The organism is Sphingomonas faeni (genome assembly GCF_030817315.1).
Lineage (GTDB): Bacteria > Pseudomonadota > Alphaproteobacteria > Sphingomonadales > Sphingomonadaceae > Sphingomonas > Sphingomonas faeni_C.
Genome location: NZ_JAUSZF010000001.1, coordinates 3,642,430 through 3,667,512 on the forward strand (window position 1 = coordinate 3,642,430; position 25,083 = coordinate 3,667,512).

At 65.8% G+C, this 25,083-nt stretch carries 18 protein-coding genes; 9 read left to right on the forward strand and 9 right to left on the reverse strand.

Annotated features, from left to right (window positions below; translation table 11 throughout):
• Positions 1-98 precede the first annotated feature (98 nt).
• The 5 genes from QFZ54_RS16880 to QFZ54_RS16900 all read right to left on the reverse strand — a co-directional run bounded on the left by QFZ54_RS16880 (position 99) and on the right by QFZ54_RS16900 (position 11,298).
• Positions 99-2,006: an NPCBM/NEW2 domain-containing protein gene (locus QFZ54_RS16880; RefSeq protein WP_307089522.1), complete on the reverse strand. Its 1,908-nt coding sequence runs from the start codon at positions 2,004-2,006 to the stop codon at positions 99-101.
• A 5-nt stretch (positions 2,007-2,011) separates the two neighbouring features.
• Entirely contained in the window at positions 2,012-4,684 is a 2,673-nt protein-coding gene (locus QFZ54_RS16885) for a glycoside hydrolase family 3 C-terminal domain-containing protein (RefSeq protein WP_307089003.1), read from the reverse strand.
• A 66-nt stretch (positions 4,685-4,750) separates the two neighbouring features.
• On the reverse strand, positions 4,751-6,703 hold the full coding sequence (locus QFZ54_RS16890) for a sialate O-acetylesterase (protein WP_307089005.1): 1,953 nt from the start codon (positions 6,701-6,703) through the stop codon (positions 4,751-4,753).
• A 16-nt stretch (positions 6,704-6,719) separates the two neighbouring features.
• On the reverse strand, positions 6,720-8,261 hold the full coding sequence (locus QFZ54_RS16895) for a tryptophan halogenase family protein (protein WP_307089007.1): 1,542 nt from the start codon (positions 8,259-8,261) through the stop codon (positions 6,720-6,722).
• 61 nt (positions 8,262-8,322) lie between these two features.
• On the reverse strand, positions 8,323-11,298 hold the full coding sequence (locus QFZ54_RS16900) for a TonB-dependent receptor (protein ID WP_307089525.1): 2,976 nt from the start codon (positions 11,296-11,298) through the stop codon (positions 8,323-8,325).
• A 318-nt stretch (positions 11,299-11,616) separates the two neighbouring features.
• Between QFZ54_RS16900 and QFZ54_RS16905 the strand changes: the two genes are divergently transcribed.
• Together QFZ54_RS16905 and QFZ54_RS16910 are read left to right on the forward strand one after the other, a co-directional pair.
• Entirely contained in the window at positions 11,617-12,300 is a 684-nt protein-coding gene (locus QFZ54_RS16905) for a SapC family protein (RefSeq protein ID WP_307089009.1), read from the forward strand.
• Entirely contained in the window at positions 12,300-13,313 is a 1,014-nt protein-coding gene (locus tag QFZ54_RS16910) for a cupin-like domain-containing protein (RefSeq protein ID WP_307089011.1), read from the forward strand. The genes QFZ54_RS16905 and QFZ54_RS16910 overlap by 1 nt, the downstream gene beginning before the upstream one ends.
• On the opposite strand, the gene QFZ54_RS16915 is transcribed toward QFZ54_RS16910, so the two are convergent.
• The 3 genes from QFZ54_RS16915 to QFZ54_RS16925 form a co-directional block, all read right to left on the reverse strand.
• Positions 13,265-13,474, reverse strand: coding sequence for a hypothetical protein (locus QFZ54_RS16915; protein WP_307089013.1), 210 nt, complete (start codon positions 13,472-13,474; stop codon positions 13,265-13,267). The genes QFZ54_RS16910 and QFZ54_RS16915 overlap by 49 nt on opposite strands.
• Entirely contained in the window at positions 13,471-13,791 is a 321-nt protein-coding gene (locus QFZ54_RS16920; protein WP_307089015.1) for a hypothetical protein, read from the reverse strand. The genes QFZ54_RS16915 and QFZ54_RS16920 overlap by 4 nt, the downstream gene beginning before the upstream one ends.
• A 274-nt stretch (positions 13,792-14,065) precedes the next feature.
• A complete protein-coding gene (locus QFZ54_RS16925) occupies positions 14,066-15,112 on the reverse strand; it encodes a LacI family DNA-binding transcriptional regulator (protein ID WP_307089017.1) in 1,047 nt (348 codons plus the stop codon).
• 431 nt (positions 15,113-15,543) lie between these two features.
• Between QFZ54_RS16925 and QFZ54_RS16930 the strand changes: the two genes are divergently transcribed.
• Both QFZ54_RS16930 and QFZ54_RS16935 read left to right on the forward strand, forming a co-directional pair.
• Complete coding sequence (locus QFZ54_RS16930) at positions 15,544-16,785, forward strand: MFS transporter (RefSeq protein ID WP_307089019.1); 1,242 nt, start codon at positions 15,544-15,546, stop codon at positions 16,783-16,785.
• Positions 16,782-18,398 (forward strand): glycoside hydrolase family 43 protein, encoded by a 1,617-nt coding sequence (locus QFZ54_RS16935; RefSeq protein ID WP_307089021.1) that lies wholly within the window; start codon positions 16,782-16,784, stop codon positions 18,396-18,398. The genes QFZ54_RS16930 and QFZ54_RS16935 overlap by 4 nt, the downstream gene beginning before the upstream one ends.
• A 59-nt stretch (positions 18,399-18,457) precedes the next feature.
• Here QFZ54_RS16935 and QFZ54_RS16940 read toward each other — a convergent pair whose 3' ends face one another.
• The gene (locus QFZ54_RS16940; protein ID WP_307089022.1) at positions 18,458-19,456 is read right to left on the reverse strand and encodes an LLM class flavin-dependent oxidoreductase; all 999 of its coding nucleotides are present in this window, start codon (positions 19,454-19,456) and stop codon (positions 18,458-18,460) included.
• Positions 19,457-19,580: 124 nt separating this feature from the next.
• Here QFZ54_RS16940 and QFZ54_RS16945 point away from each other — a divergent pair, with 124 nt between their 5' ends.
• The 5 genes from QFZ54_RS16945 to QFZ54_RS16965 all read left to right on the forward strand — a co-directional run bounded on the left by QFZ54_RS16945 (position 19,581) and on the right by QFZ54_RS16965 (position 25,011).
• Entirely contained in the window at positions 19,581-20,258 is a 678-nt protein-coding gene (locus tag QFZ54_RS16945) for a pyrimidine 5'-nucleotidase (protein ID WP_307089023.1), read from the forward strand.
• A complete protein-coding gene (gene dapD, locus QFZ54_RS16950) occupies positions 20,255-21,073 on the forward strand; it encodes a 2,3,4,5-tetrahydropyridine-2,6-dicarboxylate N-succinyltransferase (protein ID WP_307089025.1) in 819 nt (272 codons plus the stop codon). The genes QFZ54_RS16945 and dapD overlap by 4 nt, the downstream gene beginning before the upstream one ends.
• A gap of 61 nt (positions 21,074-21,134) precedes the next feature.
• Entirely contained in the window at positions 21,135-22,106 is a 972-nt protein-coding gene (gene glpX, locus QFZ54_RS16955; protein ID WP_307089028.1) for a class II fructose-bisphosphatase, read from the forward strand.
• 254 nt (positions 22,107-22,360) lie between these two features.
• Positions 22,361-23,092, forward strand: a complete 732-nt coding sequence (locus QFZ54_RS16960; RefSeq protein ID WP_307089030.1) for a CPBP family intramembrane glutamic endopeptidase — start codon at positions 22,361-22,363, stop codon at positions 23,090-23,092.
• Between the two features lie 53 nt (positions 23,093-23,145).
• Positions 23,146-25,011, forward strand: a complete 1,866-nt coding sequence (locus QFZ54_RS16965) for a CocE/NonD family hydrolase (protein WP_307089032.1) — start codon at positions 23,146-23,148, stop codon at positions 25,009-25,011.
• Positions 25,012-25,083 lie beyond the last annotated feature (72 nt).

Consider the following 25,083-nt stretch of genomic DNA (forward strand, 5'->3'; position numbering starts at 1 on the left):
AGTCGAAGCACCGCTCTCAACAGGCGTGTACGCAAGGTCGAGGGGTACCCTTCGACTACGCTCAGGGCGAACGGAAGAGGGGGATGGCCAGTCCGTCACTATTTGTAGAGCGCGGCTTCCGCCCAAGTCACAGGTTGCGGCGTCGCAGCATTTGCAGCCGAGCCACTCCCCCGCGCCACCAACTCCACGATCCGCACCCCCGCGACCCTCGCCTCCAGCGGCACGGCGGCCTCGCCGAACGCCATCGGGCGCGATTTTGCGAGCAGGCGACCGTCGCCCCAGACCTCGAACACGGTCGTGCCCGAGCGTGGCTGGCCGGAATCGTTGATGCCGACGTTGGCCGCGAACCGAGCGTAACCCTGGTTGCGGACTTCGAGGCGGGAGTTCGCCAGGACGCCGATCCCGGTGTCGAAGTCGGTGCCGGCCACCCGGAGCAGCTTGCCATACGGCGCGCGGTCGGCTTCGGCGCCGCCCCAGCCGCCATATTGTGGGTGCTCGCCGGGGCCTCGCGTGCCCGTCCACGGCGTGATCGACTGGTAGATCGTCGGATCGGGCTGCGGCACCACCACGCCGTCGGCGGCCGGATTGACGCGGCCGGTCTGCTCCGAAAGGTACAGCCCGCCCGGCAGGCGCCGCGTGCCGGTCGCGCGGAAGATCAGCGTTTCGTGCGGCGCTAGCGTCACCGCCACCTCCTTGCGAAAACTCTGGTCCTTCTTCGTCCAGAGGTCCTTCAGGCGGATGTCGGCTGTCGGCAGCATCTTGAGCTGTTCGGCGGTCAGCACGGCCTTGGCGGGCGAGGCGGTACGGTTGAACAGCGCGACGCCCTTGTTGCCGTCGGCGAGCGTCTTGACGAAGGTCTGCACCTCGCCGGAATCATAGGCGAGCACCGCCTGGTTGCCGGCCGGATCCTGGTTCAGCGCGACGATGTCCGCGTTGCCGAAGATCGCGAGCAGTTCCGGCGTAAGCTTGCGCAGGTCGTAGCCGATGATCAGCGGCGAATTGACCATCGCCCATAGCGAGAAGTGCGACCGCGCCTCGGTCAGATGCGCCGCGTCGAAATCGCCGGTGCCGACGAACAGCATGTCGGGGTCGTTCCACGATCCCGGATGCGCATAGAGCGCGCGGTGCGTGACGGTGTCGAGGTTGGTGAGCATCCGCGGCCAGACCGGCTGGATATCGTCGCTGGTACGCGATGTGTTACCGACGTCCTTGCCCCACGCACGTACGTCGCCCGCGCCCCACAGGCACAGCGAATAGACGTAGGGGCGATCGCCGGCGTGCGTGTGCAGCGCAGTGTGGACCTGTTCGTAGAGGCCGCGGATGCCCGCGACGTCCGATCCGCCGAGCGACTGCATGTCGACCAGCGGCGTCAGTGCGCGATAGAGACCCGACTTCACCCGCGGTGCGTCAGCCGGAAGGCCGCGCGCGCCGCAGCCATCGACCTTGATGAAGTCGAAATTCCATTCGGCGAAGAACAGTGCGATGTCCTGGTCGACATGGCCGTACAACCCGACCTCGCGCTCCGCGACGCTGCCCTCGGGCTGGTTCTTGAAATCGGGGGTGTAGATCTGGCCGCAGCTGTTGCGGCCGATGTCGGAATAGATGCCGGCTTTCAGCCCCATCGCGTGCAGCCGGTCGGTGAGCGGGCGGAAGCTGGTGTTCGCGCCGGTCGCAGCCGACGGGAAATGGCTGGTGCGGATCAGCAACCGCCCGTCGGGCTGGCGACGCTTGAGCCACCAGCCATCGTCGATGTTGACGTAGCGATAGCCGATGTCGCGCAGCTTGGTATCGACCAGCGCCTGTGCGGAGGCGAACACCTTCTCCTCGTCGACGTCGCTGTTGAAGGCGTTCCACGAGTTCCAGCCCATCGGCGGCACCGGTGCGGAGCCGTCGGTGTTGGCGCTCCACTTGCCGGTCGGCGTCAGTGGGTCCGCGGCGGCTGCTGTTGCGGCTGCGAGCGGACCGCACAGGGCGGCCAGCGCCACGCCGATCATCATCCATGGCATACGCTTCACTTCGGCAATTCCTTCGACTGGCGGGCGGTGAAGCGCGCGGATTGGACCGGCGCGCCGGTTCCCGGCTGGCCCGAGCCCACGGTGACGCGGTAGTTGCCCGCCGCGACCGAGCGCGTGCCATCGACGGCCACCGAACTCAGATCGCGCGGCGACAGGTCGAAGGTGACGGTGCGCGTCTCGCCGGGACGCAGCGCGACACGCTGGAAGCCGCGCAGTGCGATCCGCGGCGTGCCCGGCCGATTGGGGAAGTTCAGGTAAAGTTGCGCCACCTCTTCGCCCGGCCGATCGCCCTGATTGGTCAGTCGCGTGGTAACACGGATGCCGGCCTCCGCGCCGTCGCGTGCGGGCGTCACGGTCGGCGTCGTATAGCCGAACCGTGTGTAGCTGAGCCCGTGGCCGAACGGATAGACCGGCGTGCCCGCAAAGTAGCGATAGGTGCGGCCCTTCATCGCGTAATCGCCGAACGGCGGCAGGTCCGCGACGCTGCGGTAGAAGGTGAGCGGCAGGCGTCCCGACGGGTTGGTGCGGCCGGTAAGGATATTGGCAGCGGCCGTGCCGCCGGTCTCGCCCGGATACCAGGCCTCCAGTACCGCGGCGGCGTTGTCCTTCGCCCAGGCAAGGTTGATCGGGCTGCTATTCATCGCGACCAGCACGATCGGCTTGCCGCTGGCCTTGGCCTGTTCGAGCATCGCGATCTGGTCTGCGGGCAAGTCCAGCGTGGTCTTGTCGCCGCCCGAGAAGCCCGGCACCGTCACGCCGGTCTCCTCCGCTTCGAGATCGGAAGTGAGGCCGACGACCGCGACCAGCACGTCGGCGGCGGCAGCCGCGCGACGAAGCTCGGCCGAGGGCGCATCCGACACGCGCTTCCATACCAGGTCGATCCCGCTGCCCTCGGCGCGGATCGCATAACGTCTGCCGCCTTCGAGTTTCAGCGTCGTCATGCCGGGCAGGTCGTTCCAGCGCGCCTTGCGCCGGTCGGAAATCATCTTGCCGTCGAGCGTCAGCGTCCCGCCTGAACCCGACAGCCCGACGCGGTAGGTGCCGCTTTCGGGTGGCACCAGGAAGCCGGTCCATTCGGTGCGGTGGACGTCGGTCACGCGCGCGAGATCGAGGTTGCGGTCGCCGACGTCGGGCTCGATGCGGGTGACCACCGGCTGGGTCTGATACTTGGCCGCAGCGACCAGCTTCTCGCGCGTGCCGGGTGCGTATTGTGCGGGCATCGGCGTCGTCGGATTGAAATAGCGCGCGAGCAGGCCGGGCTTGCCGTCGGGGGTGAGCAAAGCGGAGGTCGGCACGCGGTCGCCGTCCGTGACGGACTCCCCGAACGGCACGAGCGTGACCTGGCTGGCACCGAGCGCGGTTTTCAGACCCTCCAGCATCGATACCGGCTGGCCGGACAGTGGCGACGAGTAATTGCCGCGCAGCACCCGCGTCGCATCGCCGAGCGGGCCGATCACGGCGAGCTTCACGCCGGGCTTGAGCGGCAGGACGCCGTTGTTCTTCAGCAGCACCATCGATCGCTCGGCCGCAACCAGCGCCAGCCGCCGATGCTCGGGAGCACCGACCACGCTGGTCGGCAGTGCCTTGGGTGCGCCGGCAAGCCCCGGAAGATCGCCGGTCCGGTAGCGTGCGGCGAACAGGCGGACGAGGCTTCGATCGACGTCCGCCTCGGTGATCAGGTCGCGGCTGAGTGCCTCGCGATACCGGGTCTCCAGGCCCGCAGTATCACCCAGCGTCTCGCCGTTGCACTCGTTGTCGACGCCTGCGCGCATCGCGGCAGCGACCGCGGAGGCGCTGTCGGGGGCGTATTTATGGTTGTCGGCGATGTCCTTCACCGCATCGCAGTCGGACACGACATAGCCCTTGAAGCCCCACGCCTCGCGCAGATGCTCCTTCAACAGCAGGTCGCTGGCGCAGGCGGGCTGACCATCAATGCGGTTGTAGGCGCACATCACCGATGCCGCGCGTCCGTCGACCAAGGCGGCGCGGAAGGCGGGGAGGTAGGTGTCCTCCAGGTCGTGCGCGGAAACGAAGACGTTGGCGGAATGCCGCGTGCCCTCGGGGCCACTGTGCACCGCGAAATGCTTGGGCGTGGCGATCACCTGCGGGCGATCGGGGTTGGGACCCTGCATCCCGCGGACGAAGGCGACGCCCATCGCCGCGGTCAGGAACGGATCCTCGCCATACGTCTCCTGCCCGCGGCCCCAGCGCGGATCGCGGAAGATGTTGATGTTGGGCGACCAGGTGTCGAGCCCGGTGCCGATATGCCCGTTCCTGCCGGTCTCGCGGCCAAGCGTGTGCAGCCCGCGCACCTCTTTGCTGATCGCGCCCGCGACATCGTGGACGATCGGACCGTCGAAGGTCGCGGCAAGGCCGATCGGCTCGGGGAAATTGGTGGTCGCGAGCGGGCCGAGCGCGCCGTGCAGCGACTCCGTCCACCAGTTATACGCGGGTACGCCGAGCCGCGGGATGGCGGGCGCGACGTTGAGCAACTGTGGCAGCTTCTCGTCGAGGGTCATCCGCGCAACGATGGCGCGGGCCATCTGCTCGGCGGGGTCGCTTGCGGTCTGCTGGCTTGGGGGGGCCGCAGGCTCGCGGGCGAGCGCCGGCGAAAATGCGAGCGCGAGCCCTACCGTCGCGAGCGCTCTCGCCTTCATGGTCCTGCGCATCGTCATTATCCCCCCATTTGCGGCACGCGCGAGCTGCCAATTTTATTCTTTACGCCCGTTCGGGGCTTATCGAGCCGGCGAGACCGGCACTTCGAACGTACCGACCGGCAGTGGTGCGTCGTCGGCGAGATTAGTCGCAGGCGCATCGGCCCAGGCGTAGCGGACGCGTGTTACGGGTTGGCCATCGCTCGGCAGGGTTACGGTCGATCCAGAAATCCGGCCGGCGGCATAGCGGCAGGTGCCGACCGCGGGGCCGCAAAGCTCGAAGCCGATCGCCTGCGCAGAGCTGCGGGCGTGCAATGCGCCCGTGACGCCGCTGAACCGGACCGCGACGCTGCCATCCGGGTCACGCCGCGCATCGGCGACCGCCGGGCCGGAGGGCGCGATCTTCTCGCCGTACACCGCCGCGCGCATGACCCGGGCGAGCCTCTGCCCGACCTCGTGCTTCTCGCCCGGATGGATGTCGAGCGCATCGCCGAGATCGAGCGCGACGGCGATGCCGGCATGCGGGTCCGCCGCCGCTACGCGTCGCTGCGCATCGCGGACGTCGCCCCAGCCGCTTTCGCTCGGGGCAATCGCCGGGCTGCCGTAATTGGCGAGCTGGACGATCGCGAAGCCGGTCTTGGGTGTGCCGAAACGCCGGCGCCAGTCGGCGATTAATGCCGTCATCCGGCGATCGTAACCGGGGATGCCGGTGTCGGACTCGCCCTGATACCAGGCCATGCCGGCGAATTTCGTGGCGTCAAGCGGCGCGATCATCGCGTTGTAGAGCGTGCCGGCGCCGTTGATGTCGTCCCACGGTACGCGCGGTGCAGCGCCTGCGAGGCGCTTGGCGATCGCATAGCGCCAGCCGGTGCCGAGCGGCACGCTCGTTCCGTCGGCGAACGACAGCCGCATCGCATCCGCGGGGCCGGTCATTCCGCCATAGGCGTAGACGTCGTCGTCGTTGACGGTGATGACGTTGCGCCCGGCCTTCAAACTGCCGGCGGGCAGCGCGTAGACGCGCGATTGCGAGGCGAGGCTGCTGCCGCCGACGCCCACACCGTTGATCCAGGTGCGGTCCGCGTCGTCGACCATGCCCAGCACCAGCGTCGCAGGGCCGCGTGCCTGCTCGGCGGTCAGTCGGACCTCGTGCTGGTACCAGATCATGCCGTTGTAATCGGCAAGTGCGGGGATGCCCCAGGTCTCGAAATTGGTCATCGCCGGCACCGGCTGCCAGTCGAGTGCGGCATCGGGCTGCCACGGTTCGCGGCCGGCGGCATCACCCGAGCCCGCGCGCCACCAGCTTTCCCAGATCGTCGATGCCTGCCGGTTGGCCGCGGCGGGATCTCGGGCATAGAGCGCGAGCAGGTCGGCGGGGTCGCCTAGTCCCGCCTGACGCAGCGCAGTATCGCTCATCCACGCGCTGATCCGTGATCCGCCCCAGCTCGAATGCACTGCGCCGATCGGCACGCCCGACGTGCGGCGCAGCGCCTGGACCATGTAGAAGCACGCGGCCGAGAAGCTTGGCGCCGTGGTCGGGCCGGACACCGTCCATGCCGGCTGTTGGGCAAATCGCGCGACGGGTGCGGCGGCGGAGACCTTCTCGACGGTCAACAGGCGGAGCTTGTCGTCGACCTCCGGATGCGCGTCGGGAAACAGGCCTTGTCCCTGGTCGACGCGGAGTTCCATGTTGCTCTGCCCCGAACACAGGAACACGTCGCCGACCAGGATGTCGCGCAGGACCGCCGCACCGCTCGGCGCGGCGATCGTCAGGTCGTAGGGACCACCGGCGGGAAGCGCGGGCAGGCTCGCCGAAAACTTGCCGTCGCGTCCTGCCTTGGCCGTGACGCTGCGGCCGGCGAGCGTGATCATCACCGTCTCGCCAGCCGCCGCCTGTCCGGTCAGGACCACGGGCTGGCCGCGCTGGATTACCGCGTGATCGCTCAGGATACCGTCGAGGCGCGGGGCCGCCGACGCTGCGGTCGCGCCGATGGTTAGGATCGCGCCGATGGCCAGGCACGCTGTGACGGTCCGCATAATGTTCCCCTGACGGCTAGATCGACTGAAGGCCGTGCCGCTTGATCTTGTCGATGAGATCGCGGTGGCCGGGCAGGCTGCTTACCAGTCGCTGCGTCTGCATCTGGTTGTCGTGTCGTGCACGCCGCGCCAGCGCAAGGTCGTCGTCGATCGTGCCCGGCATCACTGCGGTCCGCGCGCCCATGCCGTACAGCACATATTGATAGCTGGCGGACGGGAAGACCTCTTCGGCGCGGTCGAACTCGTCATGCACCCATGGCGACTGGAAGCGCCACAGCTCCATCAGCCCGATCAGACGATCGGGGATCGTTTCCGGCCGCACATTGTCGCGCCAGAACTCGGTGTCGGTGCGCTGGGTCAGCGCATAATGCAGCTTCAGGAAGTCGATAATGCGGCCCCAGCGGTAGCTGGTGGTGTCGTTGAAGCGGCGCGCGACGACGTCCATCACCTCGCGGCAGGCCGGCATCTGTTCCGCGATCATCTTCGCCGACAGCTCGATCAGGACGATCGCGGAGGCTTCGAGCGGTTCGAGGAACCCTGCGGCCAGCCCGACCGCGACGCAGTTGCGCGCCCAGAACTGCTCGCGGTGACCGGCACGGATCGCCAGCCGCCGCGCGGTCAGGTCGCGCGCGGCAGGGCCGATATAGTCGCGCAGTTCCTGCTCTGCGGCATCCACGCTGATGTGGCTGCTCGAAAATACATGGCCGACCCCGCGCCGCGTCGGCAGGCCGATGTCCCAGATCCAGCCGGCCGACTGCGCGGTGGAGATCGTATGGCTCGCGATCGGATCGTCGGGCAAGTCGTAGGGCACCTGCATCGCCAGCGCCGTGTCGCAGAACAGGACGTCGGTGCAACTGCGGAACGGCACCTTCATTGCGCCGCCGATCAGCCGCGCGGCAAAGCCGGTGCAGTCGACGAACAGGTCGCCCGCGATCGATATGCCCTGTTCGGTGTCGAGGCTGGCGATGTCGCCGCTCTCGTCGAGCCGGACCTCGGTAACGTCGGCCTTCACATGGCGGACGCCGAGTGCGTCGCAGCAATGCCGCTGGAGGAAATGCGAGAATTTGCCCGCGTCTAGGTGATAGGCGTAGTTCGCGTGGCCGTCATATTCGGGCGTCGCGATCGTCTTGGGACCGAGCCCTTCGTCGCAGATCCGGCCCTGTGGCGTGACCGTGTCGCAGAACGTCGCGCTGCCGTCTTCCGCCAGCCAGTGCGGCGCGAGGTTTACCTGGCCGAAGTGCTGCGGGAGCATCAGCGGATGATAATAGCCGTCGTCCGGCGTGCCGGTGGTCCAGCGATTAAACCGAGCGCCCTGCTTGAAGGACGCATCGCATTGCCGGAAGAGTTCGGTTTCCGATACGCCCATCTTCTTGAGCGTCGAACGCAGCGTCGGCCAGGTCCCTTCGCCGACGCCGATCGTCGGCACGTTGGGCGATTCGACCAAGGTCACGGTGAAGCCGTGTTGGCGGCGTGCCTGATGCTTGGCCGCGATGACGCCCGCGGTCAGCCACCCTGCGGTGCCGCCGCCGACAATAACGATATTCTGAATTTCGTGCATGGTGCAGCGTAATCGAAAAGAGGCGGAACACGAACAGGACGTGCTCCGCCAGGGGGAGGGGTTAGAAACGGTAGCGGATACCCGCCGTGTAGCGCCGGCCATAATCGAATACGTCCAGCAGTTGGTTGTCAAAGCGCCCGTGCGTGCTCTGCTGGTTATTGTTGATGTTCAGTGCCTCGCCGAACACGCTGAAGTGCTTGTTGATGTCGTAGCTCGTCGTCAGATCGATCTGGAAGCTCTGGTTGACGAAGGTCGGTTCCGCGCCGAACGAACCGGTGTTCTGGAGCTGACCGAACTGGAGCAGATACTTGTCGCGCCAGTTAAGCGCGGTACGGAACTGGAATCCGCCCTTGTCGTAGAAGCCGACGAAGTTCGCCGAATTCGCCAAGCCCGTGACTGCGAAGCCGGTCTGCGAAATGTTCGTTTCGTCATACGGCCGGTTGGTGTTGACGAAGGTCGCGTTCGCCTGGAACCCGAAGCCCGAGCTGCCGAACACCTGCTGCCAGGCAAGTTCGACGCCGCGGACGGTGGCGTCTGGTCCGTTCACTTGCTGTGTGACTGCGAAACTGGCCAGTGTGCCCGTTGTCGGATCGACCAGGCCGTTGATCGCCTGTCGGGTAACGCCGCCGACCACGAAATTGCTGACGTTCTTCAGGAAGAAGCCGACCGAGAGATACGAGTTGCGCTGATAATACCATTCAGCACCGATATCGAAATTGTCGGCGAGATAGGGCTTCAGGTTGGGATTGCCGCCGCTTGCCGACAGGGCACCGATACGCTGGCCGTTCCCGACGTTGAGCACTGGATTCAGCAGCGCGAGCGACGGACGGGTCAGCGTCCGCGAGGCATCGAACCTGAGGATCAGATTGTCCGCAAGCTCCAGCTTCGCGTCCATGCTTGGCAGCAGGTACGAGTAGGAACTGTTGCTCGTGACACCCTGCACGTCAGTATAGGTCGGGATGCTCAGCAGCGTCCGGTCGGCAGTGCTGGTCACCAGCGACGTGGGCAGGCGACCCTGTCCGGTCGAGACCAGGTTGGTGTTCTCGTTACGTACGCCTGCGTTGAACGTGAACGGCAGGCTGCCGATCTCGGTCTTGAAGTTGACACTGAAGTATAGCGACCACGTTCGCTCACGGACCCGCAGAATGCTGCCTGGATCGACCGCTTCGTCGAATGTCCCGGTGAAGCCGGTCACGTTGCCATAGTTGAACCCCGGCACGTTCTGCGCCTGCGGGTTGCCCAGGCTGGTCAGATAGTTCTGGTAGGCAATCGGGCTGAACACGAACACCGATGGCGGCAGGCTGCCGTCGAACCCCGGGATGAAGTTGTTGAGGCTGACCGACCCCTGGTACAGGCTGGCCGGCAGGGGCGCGACGCCCGAGGTGCCGGCAGAAGGTGCACCGTAACCGGCATAGGCCTGCCAGAAATTGTTCGTGAAGGTGCTGGTGTTCCGGAAGTTGAACGTATCCTGATAGAACTGGCCGCCGGCCTTGATCGTCAGGTCGTCTTGCTTCCAGGTGGCATTGCCGCGGAACTGCATCAGTTCGTCGGTGTTGCGCTGCGTCTGGTTGACCGCGACGTGCGTGCCGATCAGCGACGTATCCGCCCAGGCGGCGGTGTTGCCGGCCGGACCAAAGTTGCTGATCGTCGGGAACGCGCTGCTGCTGTTGCCGTCTACGGTGAACTGCAGCGTGTTGCCCAGCGCAGTGCCATAGCCGATGTCGCCGTTCTGGCTGCCGATGACGTTGCCGGGATTCCGCCAGCTCTTGGCATAAGACCCGTCGGCCTCCAGCGTCAGATTTTCGGTCGCGTCGTATTTGACGTTAAGGCCGGTCTGGTTGGTCTGTAGGATCTCGGTGTTGCGAGCCGACGTAAAGTCGGTCGGCGTGCCGGCCTGCGTAAAGTCGACTGCGGTTCCGTTCCCGTCGAGCGTCACGTTACGCAGGTCGCCCTGGTTGAACCAAACGCCGAACGCATAATTGTTCTGGACGATTTCCTGGCGAGAGAAATTATTGTCCAGCGTGACCATCAGGTCGTCGGTCGGATGATATTGGAACGCGACGCGGGCGTCGACGCGCTCGTCCTTCACACGCTGTTGCTCCGCGCCATATTGCTGCGGGAACCAGCCGGGCAGATTCTGGCGATTGTTCGGATTCGCGTAGCCCGCCGATGCCGTATCGCTGGTCGGCGAGCACGCGCCGGCGCCCGCGTTCCCGGTGAGCTGGCACGGTGCGAAGTTGCCGCCGGGCCAACCGGAAACGTAGACTCGGTTGGTATCGGTATCACGCCGCGTGTAGATGACATCGGCCAGTACGCCGAACGTCTCGTCGTCGGTGGTATCGCTGATCAGCAGGCCTGCGGTCGGCACGATCCTGCCGGCGCGCTCCTGGATCGAACCCGAGCCGGTGGCGGCGAGGCGGAAGCCGGGATGATCGAACGGCTTCGGGAACTGGATGTCGACCGTCGCACCGATCGAGCTCGACGACAGCGACACGTCCGGTGTCTTCAGGACGCTGAGCTGGCCGATAAAGTCGACGCCGACGGTGCTGAAGTCGATCTGACGGCCACCGGTAGCGGTCGAGATACGACGGCCGTCATACAAGGTGGTGTTGAAATCGCCGCCAAAGCCGCGGACGGTGATACCCGTAGGCTCGCCGCGCGAACCCGAGCGCTGGATCGACACGCCAGGAAGCCGCTGCAGGGCCGCGGCGACGTTCGAATCCGGGAACTTGCCGATATCCTCGGCAGAGATGACGTCGACGACGCCGGACGACGTACGCTTCAGGTCCAGGTTGCGCTGGAGCGAACCACGCAGGCCGGTGACGATGATGTCGTCGCTCTGCGGTGTGTCGCCCTGCACGGTGTTACCCTGCGACGCGTCGGGCGCAGTTGCCAGGTCCTGCGGCTGTCCGGCCTCCGAAGCCGTCGTCGTATTCGCGGTCGAAGGCACCGCTGGTTGCGGCGCGGCCGGCTGAGCGGTCGTGCTGTTCTGAAGATTGCCCTGATCCTGCGCCATCGCCGGGATCGACCACATCATCGCCAGAACGCTGGTCGCGCAGGCGAGTGTGTTCGACGTGTGGGTCAGTCCTCGAAAGCCAAAAGCACGCGTATTGGTCGTCACGGTCAAACATCCCCTCATGCGCGCCGCGCCGCCCCTTCGATCGAGAGGCGTACACGACAATGTTGCTACGACGTTCGAATCGCGGGCGTTTCCACACCGGCTCGATCATCTACGGTAGCGCTCACAATAATCATGCCGCCGATCAATGCAAGTATTTGTATGAGTGGTCGCGGGCTTTGCAAGCCGTGCGGCATGTGCGATCTCTCGCTTAGAACACTGCATGGAGGGAGAAAGATGCCGATCTGGGAGACGCTGAGCCACGCACAGCATGCGTCGCTGCGCGTATCCCGCGCGCATGACGGCGAGCGGCAGTTCGCGCAGATCGTCGCCGATGAATTTCTCCAAGCCGCTCCGTACTATGCGGTTCTTTTTACGAAGCATCCGGAGACCGGCGCATTCTATGCGGGCGTCGTCATGGGCCTGGAGCCAGGGCGCAACATGATGGCGGTGAACGGCGCGTTGCCTGATTATCGGCCTGCGGACCTCGAACGACAGGGCTTTTACATCGCCGACGGACAATTGGTCGTCGACCGCCAACACGGCGTCTTCGCCGGTCCGGACGGTCAGCTTTTGTTCGACATGAACGGCGAAGCAGCGCTACCACTCAAGCGCATCCAGCAGGCGCTGCACGTCCTCCAGTCGGGCATCCCGGAAACGGATGCGTTGATCGAGCGCTTCCTGGCGCACCGCCTGCTCGAGCCGATCGACGTGACGATGAACTTCGACGATGGCGAGCATCTGAGGCTCGAAGGACTCTACACAATCAGCCTGGACACGCTGCACGCGCTGCCGGATGCCGCAGTGCTCGATCTGTTTCGCACGGGCGATCTGCAACTTGCCTATGCGCAGGCCGGATCGATCCGCCATCTGCGGACGCTGGGGCGCATCCGCAACAACCGGCTGGCAGACGTGGGCTGATGCTCTACGAACCACCCGCCGACGCGTTGCGCGATCCCGAGACCTTCCGAACTGAGGTCATGACGCGGTGCGAACCGGCGGTGCTGCGCGGTGCGGCGCGGGATTGGCCTATGTTGTCGGGCGCAAAGACGTCGGATGGAGCACTGGCGGGCGTGGTGGAGCAGCTTCGCCGCTTCGACATCGGCAAGCTCGCTGAAGTGTTCGTCGGCAAGCCGGAGATTGGCGCGCGGTATAATTACGACGCGTCGCTGGCCGGGTTCAATTTCGATCGCAGCGCGGTGCCGTTCGGTGAGGCTCTTACGCGGATTCTCGTCAGCGCGACGGATGCCAATCGGACGAGTATGTACATGGGGTCGATGACCGCGGAGACGTATTTCCCCGGCATCGAAGAGACGACTCGCCTGCCGTTCGTACCACCCACGGTGCGTCCTCGGTTCTGGGTTGGCCACGCGTCGACGGTTGCCTGCCACTATGACACGATGGACAATGTTGCGTGCATCGCGGCGGGGCGGCGGCGCTTCACGCTGTTCCCGCCCGATGCGATCCGTGACCTATATGTCGGACCGATCGACCACACGCTCGCCGGCCAGCCGATCGGGCTGGCGGTCGGAAGTGACCCGGGCGATCCGCGGTTTCCCCGCTTCGAAAACGCTCGCGACCGTGCGCTCGTGGTCGAACTGGAACCCGGCGACGCGCTCTACGTGCCGAAACTCTGGTGGCATCAGGTCGAGGCAGTCGGCGACGTCAACGTTCTGGTCAATTTCTGGTGGGATGGGTTCAGCGCGGGGCCGGACCAACCCTACACCGCGATGCTGTTGTCGCTGCTGACGATCGCCGAACGCCCGCCGGCCGAGCGCGCGGCGTGGCGGGCGTGGTTTGATCATTATGTGTTCCGCCCGGACGGCCACCCGCTGGCGTTCCTTCCCCCAGAACGGCACGGCGTGCTTGGTGCGTCGAAGGAAAATTACGGGCGGATCCGGACGCTGGTGATGCGCTTGCTGCGCGGCGGTTGATTTGCCGAGCGGGAGTGATCGGCATACTTCGCGCGGCCGTTTAGTCGAAACGTTCGCGCTCGATCGTGAGCCGTCAGTAGCGCCTTGTCGCACATTGCGCCGCCGGTTGGATTGGCGCCTTCGGGAAAGAAGCTATTGGTCATGATGATCGCGGTCGTCACGCGCGGGTCTTGCGCGGCGAGGATGTGGTCGCGGCGTCGGGCTTGAGGTTTGGAATCGTGCCCGAGGCGATTGCGAGATAGTCGTGCGACGCGATCTCCAGCAGATGGTTGCGCGAACTTATGTCGTCCGCGCTGCAACGCCATTGCCGAAGGCGCAGATCCCAAGCTTGCCTCGAGCTGAGCGCACGAATATCGGCCGGGTAGTCTGGTCGTTCCTCGAAGGTCGCGGAGTAGATGTCCGACCCTCGGTCCTCTGGCTCCCGTCGGGTCGCCGTACCGGCATCGGTCTGCGCGACCGCCGGCGAACCCAGTATCATGCGGGCAATCGGACTGGGAACCGTAGCAACCGATCGCACAGCCGAAGCTGCACGTGATATCTGTTCCCTTGAAACGGAAGCGCTGGGGTGACCCGACACGATCGTAGCTGTGGAACCATTGCATCCTGTCCCCGCAATGAAATTCTGCAGGTCAATCCCAAGTTTGATAGCGTTATCAGGCAACACGGCCTCGGGATCGCGAAGCAGTCAAATACTCATACTATCAGCGAAGTTGAATAGACGCTGCCCTCATCCGAAGAACGGAAGACCGGTGCTAAAGCTTGCCGTCGTCCTGCGGCGACGACGTGGACTGCCGCTTGACGATTTCGTGGTCCAGCACACGGTCGGCACGCTTGGCGGGAGTTCTTGGCGGCGCGGCGATCTCTGCGACCAGAAGACCAAGCGCTTCGGCGGCGAGTCGGCGGACCGGTTGGTGCACCGTCGTCAGCGGCGGCCACAGCATCACCGCCGCAGTGGTGTCGTCGAACCCGACGACCGTCAGTTCGCGCGGTACGTCGAGCTGTCGCCGATGCGCGACCGACACGACGGCAGCCGCCATGTCGTCGTTGCTCGCGAAGATGGCGGTGGGGGGCGAATCGGTCTGGAGCAATTGGTCCCCGGCGGCGAGCCCGGAAGCGAAGCTGAAATCGCCCTGCGCGATCGTCGCGCAAATGCCTGGATGTTCGCGAACCGCGGCGTAGAAGCCGTCGAGCCGCTTGAGGCTGGCGACCTGATCGGGGTTGCCGACGACGAACCCGAGCCGGCGGTGACCCATGGCGATCAGCTCGCGTGTCATCTCGTACGCCGCGAGACGATCGTCGATACGGACGCAGATCACGTCGTCGACATCATGCGCGCCGACCGCCGCCACGGGCACGCGCGCCTTGCGCAGTACGTCGAGGACCGCCGCGGACTCGCTCAACGGTGGTGCGCAGATCATGCCCGAGATGCCTGTTGCGACCAGAGTCTCCAGCGCGGCGGGGCTCGGCGGACGACCATCCTCGCCTTTCAGCAGAATCAGACGCGCGCCCCGAATCGAAGCCTCCTCGAAAACGCCGGTAAGGAAATCGCTCATGAATGCTGCGCTGGGGTTGGCGTAGATCACGCCGATCTTCAGTTCGGTCGACGTAACCAGGCTGCGCGCGGCGAGGTTCGGCGTATAGCCTAGCGCCTTGATCGCCTCCTGAACGCTGGCGCGCGTCGTCGGGTCGACGCTGGCACGGCCGTTGATGACGCGCGACACCGTCATCGGCGATACGCCGGCCTGTGCGGCGACATCGATGATCGTCGGGCTGCGCGAGCGCCGAGCGCGTTCCTTCACACCGTTCCCTTCAACCCTGCCCGAAGACTGTCACGTCGAGCCTCATAGTCCGAATTATACACGTCGAAGCGACCTAGACCTTTGGCCCTGCGATGCAAGTTGGCTAGATGTCGGTCAGCGTGTTCGACGGCCCTGAATATCGATTGAGAACTGAGTATTAGTCCGTGTGTATCCTGACGTCCGCACCAAGATTATCGTTCGAGCCCCTCACACCGACCGCCTACCGATGTCGGCGTTCATGACGGGCGCATCGACGATGGATTGAGGCGGTGCGCTGGGTCCGAGGGCTACGGCGCAACATGACATCGTCTACCGTCTCGCCGAATACACTTCGCCGAGCGTCCGAAACGTTTCTTTTTGCAGCAGCAGTGCTTGCCTAAAGCGATCGTCGGCGGCTACCACGTGATGATAACGTTACCGAGGGAGTGAGGGTGCGGCGCTTTACGAATATCCGCTGGACCATCATTGGCCTGTTCGTGGTGGCGATGGTCATCAACTATCTAGCGCGCAGCGTGCTCGGAGTCGCGGCACCCGCGATTATGGCCGAACAGCATATCAGCGCCGCGGAATATTCCTGGATCACCGGCGCGTTCCAGATCGGCATCATGTTCCAGCCGCTCGCCGGCTATGTGCTCGACGTGGTCGGGCTGAAGATCGGCTTCACGGTGTTCGTCGCGCTGTGGTCGCTGATCACGATGGCGCATGGGCTGGCGACCGGTTGGATGGGATTTGCCAGTCTGCGCGGTGCGTTAGGGCTGGTCGAGGGATCGGCGCAACCGGCGGGCATGAAGCTGGTGGCCGAATGGTTTCCGGCGCGCGAACGCGGCGTCGCGGGCGGCATCTATCAGATCGGCGCGTCGTTCGGAGCGGTGTTCGCGCCCCCGCTGGTCGCCTGGGCGGTGCTCAACCATAGCTGGCGTGCGGCGTTCTTCATTGCGGGTGCGCTCGGGCTCGTGTGGGTCATCGGCTGGCTGTTCTGGTATGCGTCGCCCGCAAAGCACCGCCGTCTGTCGCCGGCCGAATACACGCTGATCGTCGAAGGGCAGGAGGCATCGCTCGCCACGCGCCGCAAGCGTCCGCCGCTCGGCGATCTGCTGCGGCGGCGTAACCTGTGGGCGATCGCGGCGGCGCGGTTCCTTGCCGATCCGGTGTGGGGCATGCTGTCGTTCTGGATGCCGCTGTACCTGGTGCAGGTACGCCATTTCGATCTCGGCCAGATCGCGATGTTCGCGTGGCTGCCGTTCCTGGCGGCGGACCTGGGATGCCTGTTCGGGCCGATCGTGGTCGCGTGGCTGCAACGGCGCGGGGTCGACCTGATCGATGCACGGCGCGGTGCGTTCACGGTCGGCGCGGTGCTGATGACGGGCATGATGTTCGTCGGCACCGTGACCAGCCCGATCGCCGCGATCGCGCTGCTATGCCTAGGCGGCTTCGCGCACCAGACGCTGTCGGTGACCGTCATCACGCTGTCGTCGGACCTGTTCCCGCAGGACCAGGTCGCGACCGCGACGGGGATGTCGGGCACCGCCGCCAATCTCGGCGTCCTGATCTTTACGCTGGCGCTCGGATCGATGGTCGCGGAGGTTGGCTACCAGCCGTTCTTCATCCTGCTCGGACTGCTCGACCTGGTCGGCGCCGCACTCCTCTGGATCCTGATACGAAAGCCTGCATGACTATTCGAAACCCGATCCTTCCCGGCTTCAATCCGGACCCGTCGATCGTATGCGTCGGCGACGATTACTACGTCGCGACCTCCACCTTCGAATGGTATCCCGGCGTCCAGATTCACCATTCGCGCGACCTGGCGAACTGGCGGCTGGTGACGCGGCCACTCAACCGCGCGAGCCAACTGGACATGCGTGGGAACCCGGACTCTTGCGGAGTATGGGCGCCGGACCTGAGTCATGCGAACGGTCGGTTCCACCTGATCTACAGCGACGTGAAGCGCTACGGCCAGACCACAATCGATGGCGCGCGGGGGGCGTCGCTGCGCGATTTCCACAATTACTGGGTCACGTCGGAGCATATCGATGGGCCATGGTCCGATCCCGTCCACCTCAACAGCAGCGGCTTCGACCCTGCGCTGTTCCACGACGATGACGGGCGGAGCTGGCTGCTCAACATGCTGTGGGACCATCGACCAGGTGGGCGCCGTTTCGCCGGGATCGTCGCGCAGGAAATGGATCTCGCCAATGGCGGCCTGCTTGGTGAACGACGGTTGATCTTCGAGGGTACGTCGCTCGGCTTCACCGAGGGGCCGCACCTCTACAAGCGTGACGGCTGGTATCACCTGTTGGTCGCTGAAGGCGGCACCGAGCGCAACCATGCCGTCGTCATGGCGCGGGCAAGGTCGCTGTTCGGCCCGTACGAGGTGCATCCCGATGGCCCGGTACTGACCGCGGCGGGCAAGCAGGGCGCGGCATTGCAACGGACCGGGCACGGCGATCTGGTCGAAACGCCGACGGGCGAAACCTGGATGGTGTATCTGTGCGGGCGACCCCTGCCCGTCAGCGACCGGTGCGTGCTGGGCCGTGAGACCGCGATCCAGCCGATGCGCTGGGGCGAGGACGGCTGGCTGCGGACGCTGGACGGCGACGCGAGTCCCGAGCTGGTCGTGGAGGATGCCACGCCGTCGGTCGCTTCCGAGCCGCAACGCGAACGAAGCGCATTCGATACCGCGACGTTGCCCGAGGCATTCCAGTGGCTTCGTACCCCGGAGGCCGACCGGTTGTTCAGCCTGACCGCGCGGCCTGGTTATCTGCGCCTCTACGGTCGCGAGACGATCGGCAGCCATTTCACCCAGTCGCTGGTCGCGCGCCGGCAGCAGGCGTTTGCCTATGCCGCCGAGACGCAGGTGACATTCGCGCCACGCCATTTCCAGCAGGCGGCGGGGCTGGTCTGCTATTATAATTCGACCAAGTTCCATTATCTGCACGTCACCGCTGACGACGATGGCCAGCGTGTGCTTCAGGTGCTGTCGGCGATCCCAACCCCGCTCGGCAGCAGCGTGATGACGCAGCCGATCGCGATCGACGCGGGACCGATCGGACTGCGCGTCGAGGTGGATCATGAAAACCTCCGCTTTGGATACCGGGGTGCGGCTTCGACCGAGTGGAACTGGCTACCCGAACGGTTCGACGCGAGCATCCTGTCCGATGAGGCGACTCTGCCGGGGCTGCCGAACTTCACCGGCGCCTTTGTCGGGATGGCGTGCCAGGATTTGTCTGGAGCAGGCGAACCGGCAGATTTCAGCTATTTCGAGTATGTCGACGGCGGCAATGACTGAACGGATGGGCGGAACGTGGCGTAAACGCGCGTTCCGCCCTCCGAGAGATTGTCGCAGCCTTACGCCGCGATCTTCAGATCTTGCATGACGTCGGCGGTGATCGAGAGGCTCCGCTTGCGCGCTTCGTGGTCGTAGATCGCGCTCGTGACCATGACCTCGTCGACGCCGGTCCGCTCGATGAATGCCGCGATCCCGCGCGCAACCTTGGCCGGGCTGCCGACTGCCGAGCATTGCAGGACGTGATCGAGGATCTGGTTGCCCTGCGCGCCGAGCGACTCGCGGTAGCCGGCGAGTGGCGGCTTCATCTTGCCGGGGTTGCCAGTGCGAAGCGCCACGAACGACTGCTGCTGCGAACTGGCGAGCAGTTCGGCTTCGGCATCGGTCTCGGCCGCGAACACGTTGAAGCCAGCCATGACGTGCGGCTTGGCGAGGCGCGCCGACGGGCGGAAATCGCGGCGGTAGATCGCGAGCGCGGCATCTAGGGCATCGGGGGCGAAGTGCGAGGCGAACGCGTAAGGCAGGCCGAGCGCGGCAGCCAGTTGCGCGCCGAACGTGCTGGAGCCGAGGATCCACATCTCGACGTCCGCGCCTGCGCCCGGCGTGGCGACGATACCGGTCTGGCCGTCGTTGGCGAAGTAGCTTTGCAGCTCCATCACGTCCTGCGGAAAGGCGTTGGCGTCGGTCTCCAGCGTGCGGCGCATCGCGCGGGCGACACGCTGGTCGGAGCCGGGCGCGCGGCCAAGACCCAAGTCGATACGACCCGGGAACAGCGCGTCGAGCGTGCCGAACTGCTCGGCGATCACCAGCGGCGCGTGGTTGGGGAGCATGATGCCACCTGAGCCGACGCGGATCGTCTTCGTGGCTGCGGCGATGTGCGCGATCACCACCGCGGTCGCGGCCGAGGCGATCCCGGTCATGCCGTGATGTTCGGCGACCCAGTAGCGCTGAAAACCTACGCTCTCGGCATGCCGCGCGAGGTCGGCCGCGTTGGCGAGCGATTGAGAGACGGTGCCGCCTTCGATAACGGGGACCAGATCGAGCAGGGAATAACGTGTCATGCGTCAGAGATAGGTACCGAGCGGTAGCTTATCCACCCTTGAAGTGAATCCCGGTGCTTTCGTCGGTCGTACAAACGTCAGCCCGCTTGTCGCCGCGCGCCGCGGTCCGTAGAGGTTTCGGCCGATGCTTGCCCGCCTTGACCCCCGCCTTGACCATGTCCGCAACTGGATCTTCGATCTCGACAACACGCTGTATCCGGCGAGCGCGGACCTGTTCGCGCAGGTCGATGCGCGAATGACCGGGTTCATCCAGGATCTGCTCGGCCTCGACCATGACGAGGCGCGTCGGGTGCAGAAGGGGTATTTCCACAATCACGGCACGACTCTGTCGGGGTTGATGACCGAGCATCACGTCGATCCCCACGCGTTCCTGGAGCATGTCCACGATATCGAGATGGACGTGCTGGAGCATGACGCGCCGCTGGTGGCGGCGATCGCCAAGCTGCCGGGGCGCAAGCTGGTCTTCACCAATGGCGACAAGCCGTATGCGCTGAAGATCCTCGACCGGCTCGGGCTGGGCGAGAGTTTCGAGGCGATCCACGACATCCACGCGATGGACCTGATGCCGAAGCCGCATGTGTCGGCTTATGCGGGCTTCTGTGCGGCGTTCGATATCGACCCCAGGGAGTCGCTGTTCGTCGACGACATGACGCGCAATCTCGCGCCGGCCAAGGCGATCGGGATGACGACCGTGTGGGTCGACAACGGCTCCGAGCAGTCCCCCGGCGGCGCGCGCGACCACATCGATTTTACCGTGCCGGTGCTTGCGCCGTGGCTCGAAACCATCCTGGAGACATCATGACCTTGCAGACCATCATCGACGCCGCCTGGGAAGACCGCGCGAACCTCGGCCTCGATACCAAGGGCGAGGTGCGCGACGCGGTCGAGTCCGCGCTGGCGATGCTGGACGCCGGCACCGCGCGCGTTGCCGAGCCGACGGCTGACGGCTGGCGGGTCAATCAGTGGCTGAAGAAGGCGGTCCTCCTGTCGTTCCGCCTGAACGACAATGTCGTAATAGAGGGCGGGTCGGCCGGCGCGCCTGCGTTCGACAAGGTGCCGTCGAAATTCGCGGGCTGGGGCGATGCGGAGTTCCGTGCGGCGGGTATCCGCGTCGTGCCGGGTGCGGTCGCGCGGCGCGGCAGCTTCATCGCCAAGGGGGCGATCCTGATGCCGAGCTTCGTCAACATCGGCGCCTATGTCGGCGAGGGCACGATGGTCGACGCCTGGGCGACGGTCGGGTCGTGCGCGCAGATCGGCAAGAACGTGCATCTGTCGGGCGGTGCCGGCATCGGCGGCGTGCTCGAGCCGCTGCAGGCCGATCCCGTCATCATCGGCGACGGTGCGTTCATAGGTGCGCGCGCGGAAGTCGCCGAGGGTGTTCGCGTCGGCGAGGGCGCGGTGCTGTCGATGGGCGTGTATCTGGGCGCATCGACCAAGATCATCGACCGCGCGACCGGCGAAGTCTTCAAGGGCGAAGTGCCGCCGTACGCGGTGGTCGTGCCCGGCTCGATCGGCGGCGGTGACGGGAAGCCGGCCTTGTACTGCGCTGTGATCGTCAAGCGGGTCGATGCGCAAACACGGTCCAAAACCTCGATCAACGACCTTCTGAGGGACTGATCGGGTCGACAACCCGGTGGCCGCTGCCTATCCGGGACGAAACATACCGAGGAGAAAGATTTTGACCGCTGCCGCCAGCCAGGTTCTCGACCGCGTTCTCGTTCTCGAAATGGTCCGCGTGACCGAAGCTGCGGCGATCGCCGCGTCCACGCTCGTCGGTCGCGGCGACGAGAAGGCGGCGGATGCGGCCGCTGTCGAGGCGATGCGCGAGGCGCTCAACTCGCTGTACATGGACGGCACCGTCGTGATCGGCGAGGGCGAGCGCGACGAGGCCCCGATGCTGTTCATCGGCGAGAAGGTCGGCTCGGCGATCGGCACCGGCCCGAAGATCGACATCGCACTCGATCCGCTCGAAGGCACGACGATCTGCGCGACCGCGGGCCCGAACAGCCTCGCCGTGCTGGCGATCGCCGAAGAGGGCGGTCTGCTCAACGCGCCCGACGTCTACATGGACAAGATCGCGGTCGGGCCGGGCTATCCCGAGGGCATCATCGATCTCGACAAGACGCCGACCGAGAACATCAACGCCGTGGCCGCTGCGAAGGGCGTGCCGGCGCGCGACCTGATCGTGTGCGTGCTCGATCGGCCGCGTCATGAGGCGCTGATCACTGAACTGCGCCAGGTTGGTTGCGGAATCATGTTGATCGGTGACGGCGACGTCGCCGGTGTGATCGCGACGTCCGATCCGGAGACTACGGTCGACGTGTATATGGGTTCGGGCGGCGCCCCCGAGGGTGTGCTGGCGTGCGCGGCGCTGCGCTGTGTCGGTGGGCAGTTCAAGGGGCGTTTGCTGTTCCGCAACGACGACGAGCGCGGTCGTGCGGCGAAGTGGGGGATTACGGATCTCGACAAGCAGTATGACCTGTCCGAGCTGGCCAAGGGCGACTGCATCTTCGCGGCAACCGGCGTGACCGATGGCTCGCTGCTGGCGGGCGTGAAGCGGAAGAAGGGCAAGATGACCACCGAGAGCGTCGTGATGCGCGCGTCCTCGGGGACGGTGCGTTGGGTCAAGGGTGAGCATCGGACGGATTGAGTAGCGACCCGAGGGGGGAGCGCCACCCCGGCGAAGGCCGGGGCCCAAGTGGAACGTCCAGAGTAATGAAGCGGATCGCTCCGTTAGCGACGTTTCCCAATTGGGCCCCGGCCTGCGCCGGGGTGGAGCACTTGGCTAGGGCAGGGGACTGACCAGGTATTGCGTCCCCGCGAAGGCGGGGACCCAGGCTGGGCTCCCGCCTTCGCGGGAGAACAAGGACGAGCGGTGAAACGCATGAGGGGCGAAGTGACCGCATGATCCTTCCCAACGCCCTCCTCCTCGCCACCCTCATGAGCCTCGTCTGGTTCCTCAAGGGCGACCTCCTCGGCTATCGCCGCACCAAGCGCCTCCCCGACACCGCCTCGCGTCAGAAAACCTACCGCCTGTGGATCGCCAAGGCCGCGATCGCCTTCGTCCTGCCGGCCATCGTCGGCCTCGCGCTACTGGGTCGCCTCGACGCCATCGTCACCGTCCCCCGCGAGTTCGACGCCTTGCGCAGCCTCCTGCCAAGCCTCGCCGGCGACAGCCGCGCGGAACTGTTCGGCATGATTGGCGGAAGCGCGCTCGGCGGCCTGGTCATCGGTGCGGTCCTCGCCACGCGGCGCAACTGGCGCATCCTCAGGACGATCGGCAATGTCGGGTCGCTCCTGCCGCGCAACCGGCCCGAGATCATGCACGCCGCCGCCATGTCGATCGCGGCAGGCATATCCGAAGAACTCGCCTTCCGCCTGTTCCTGCCGTTGCTGGTCGCGCTCGTGTCCGGCAACGCGTTCGCCGCGTTCGGCGTCGCGATCGCGGTGTTCGGCGCGATGCACCGCTATCAGGGGCGAGCCGGCGTGATCGCGACCACGCTCGTCGGCGCGCTGATGGCGGCGATCTATCTGATGACCGGCGAGCTGTGGCTTGCGATGCTCCTGCACGCATTGATCGATCTCAATTCGCTGGCATTGCGACCGGCGCTGACCGGAGCATGGCGCGCGGCTTGACTTCGCCTTCGCGGGTTCGTCCAATCGCGGCACGGTTCACGAAGGGAAATTCCATGTCGCGCCACGCTCTCTTGTTCGCGCTCGCAGTCACCGCCGCGGTGCCCAGCGCAACCATCGCGCAGACGGGCATGCAGGCGGCGGCGCAATCCCCTTTCACCTTCGAGGAGGTGATGGTGCCGATGCGCGACGGGGCGAAATTGCAGACGGTCATCATGCGGCCGCGGGGGATGACCGGGCCGCTGCCGATCCTGCTCCAGCGGACGCCCTACGGCGTGCCGGACGCGCCGTTCTCCAGCGCCAGCCGGTTCGGTCCGCTGATGAAGGACGGCTACGTGTTCGTGTTCCAGTCGATGCGCGGGCGGTTCAAGTCGGACGGCGTCTTCACGCTGTCGACCGCAGTGCATGCCAAGGGCAACGGTGCCGGCGATCCGAAAGTCGTGGATGAGGCCACGGACGCCTACGACACCGTCGGATGGCTCGTGAAGAACGTCCCCGCCAACACCGGCAAGGTCGGCATGTGGGGCGTGTCCTACCCCGGTTTCGCCGCCGCCGTCGCGCTGGCGAACCCGCATCCGGCGCTGAAGGCGGTCTCCCCGCAGGCGGCATGGATCGATTACTGGCAGTCGGACGACCTCCACCGCAACGGCGCGCTGCGGCTGAGCTATGCGACCGACTGGGTGTCGTCGCTGCAGCTCGACAAGACGAAGAATTCCGATTTCGCCTATCCGAGCGATACGTACGACTATTTCCTCAAGGCGGGCTCGGCGGAGGCGATCGACCGGAACGTCTTCAAGGGGCGCGTGCCGATGTTCACGTCGCTGCTCGATCACCCGAACCACGACGGCTTCTACACCGCGCAGCGCTGGACGGATTCGCTCGGCAAGACGACCGTTCCGACGCTGAACGTCGCCGGGTTCTGGGATCAGGAGGATCCGTGGGGTTCGTGGCAGATCTACGCGCGCCAGAAGCGCAACGATCCGGACAATCTCGCGCAGATGGTGGCGGGGCCGTGGCGTCACGGCGGGTGGCAGGGCACGGCGGATCACCTCGGCCCGATCCCGCTCGGCACCGCGAGCGGCACGCAGTTCCAGGAGCAGATCCAGGCGCCGTTCTTCGCATACTGGCTGCACGGCAAGGGTCCGCGGCCGGACTTTGCGGCGAAGATGTTCCAGTCGGGTTCGAACGTCTGGAAGACCTATGCGGCCTGGCCCCCGACGGGCGCGAAGGCGACGAACCTGTACCTGCACACGGACGGCAGCCTGTCGTTTACCGCGCCGGCCGCGAGCGAGGGATGCCGCGATTACGTGTCCGATCCGGCGAACCCGGTGCCGTTTCGTAAGCGGCCGATGTCCGCGACCTATGCCAGCCCGGACTGGTCGTGGTGGGAGGCGGACGATCAGCGCTTCGTCGATCACCGGCCCGATGTGTTGGGGTATGTGTCGGAGCCGCTGACCGCGGACCTGACCGTGACCGGCGCGCTGTCGGCGACGTTGCAGGCGTCGACGAGTGGCACGGACAGCGATTTCGTGGTGAAGCTGATCGACGTGCTGCCCGATGATACCGAGGCGTTCGACGGCCGCACGGCGCAACCGGGCGATTATGCGAAGACGCTCAACGGCTATCAGTTGCCGATCGCGATGGAGGTGCGGCGCGGGCGGTTCCTGGCGAGCGACACGGCGCCGCAGCCGTTGGTGCCAGGCAAGGTCGTGGCTTGGGACGTGCCGCTGCGCGACCACGACCACGTGTTCAGGGCGGGGCACCGGATCATGGTGCAGGTTCAGTCGACGTGGTTCCCGATGATCGACCGCAATCCGCAATCGTTCGTGGATAATATCGGCCGGGCGAAGCCGGCGGACTATGTGAAGGCGACGCAGAAGGTCTGCGCAGGCTCGCGGATCACGTTGCCGGTTATGCGCTGAGAAGCTTGTTCTCCCGCGAAGGCGGGAGCCCAGACTAGGTCCCCGCCTTCGCGGGGAAACATAAGTCCACCG

Coding starts and splice junctions, on each gene's coding strand:
- QFZ54_RS16880 (WP_307089522.1), bottom strand. CDS start 2,006: ATGCCATGGATGATGATCGGCGTGGCGCTGGCCGCCCTGTGCGGTCCG.
- QFZ54_RS16965 (WP_307089032.1), top strand. CDS start 23,146: ATGTCGCGCCACGCTCTCTTGTTCGCGCTCGCAGTCACCGCCGCGGTG.
- QFZ54_RS16920 (WP_307089015.1), bottom strand. CDS start 13,791: ATGATACTGGGTTCGCCGGCGGTCGCGCAGACCGATGCCGGTACGGCG.
- QFZ54_RS16935 (WP_307089021.1), top strand. CDS start 16,782: ATGACTATTCGAAACCCGATCCTTCCCGGCTTCAATCCGGACCCGTCG.
- QFZ54_RS16910 (WP_307089011.1), top strand. CDS start 12,300: ATGCTCTACGAACCACCCGCCGACGCGTTGCGCGATCCCGAGACCTTC.
- QFZ54_RS16895 (WP_307089007.1), bottom strand. CDS start 8,261: ATGCACGAAATTCAGAATATCGTTATTGTCGGCGGCGGCACCGCAGGG.
- QFZ54_RS16960 (WP_307089030.1), top strand. CDS start 22,361: ATGATCCTTCCCAACGCCCTCCTCCTCGCCACCCTCATGAGCCTCGTC.
- QFZ54_RS16945 (WP_307089023.1), top strand. CDS start 19,581: ATGCTTGCCCGCCTTGACCCCCGCCTTGACCATGTCCGCAACTGGATC.
- QFZ54_RS16940 (WP_307089022.1), bottom strand. CDS start 19,456: ATGACACGTTATTCCCTGCTCGATCTGGTCCCCGTTATCGAAGGCGGC.
- QFZ54_RS16905 (WP_307089009.1), top strand. CDS start 11,617: ATGCCGATCTGGGAGACGCTGAGCCACGCACAGCATGCGTCGCTGCGC.
- QFZ54_RS16900 (WP_307089525.1), bottom strand. CDS start 11,298: ATGATGTGGTCGATCCCGGCGATGGCGCAGGATCAGGGCAATCTTCAG.
- QFZ54_RS16885 (WP_307089003.1), bottom strand. CDS start 4,684: ATGCGCAGGACCATGAAGGCGAGAGCGCTCGCGACGGTAGGGCTCGCG.
- dapD (WP_307089025.1), top strand. CDS start 20,255: ATGACCTTGCAGACCATCATCGACGCCGCCTGGGAAGACCGCGCGAAC.
- QFZ54_RS16890 (WP_307089005.1), bottom strand. CDS start 6,703: ATGCGGACCGTCACAGCGTGCCTGGCCATCGGCGCGATCCTAACCATC.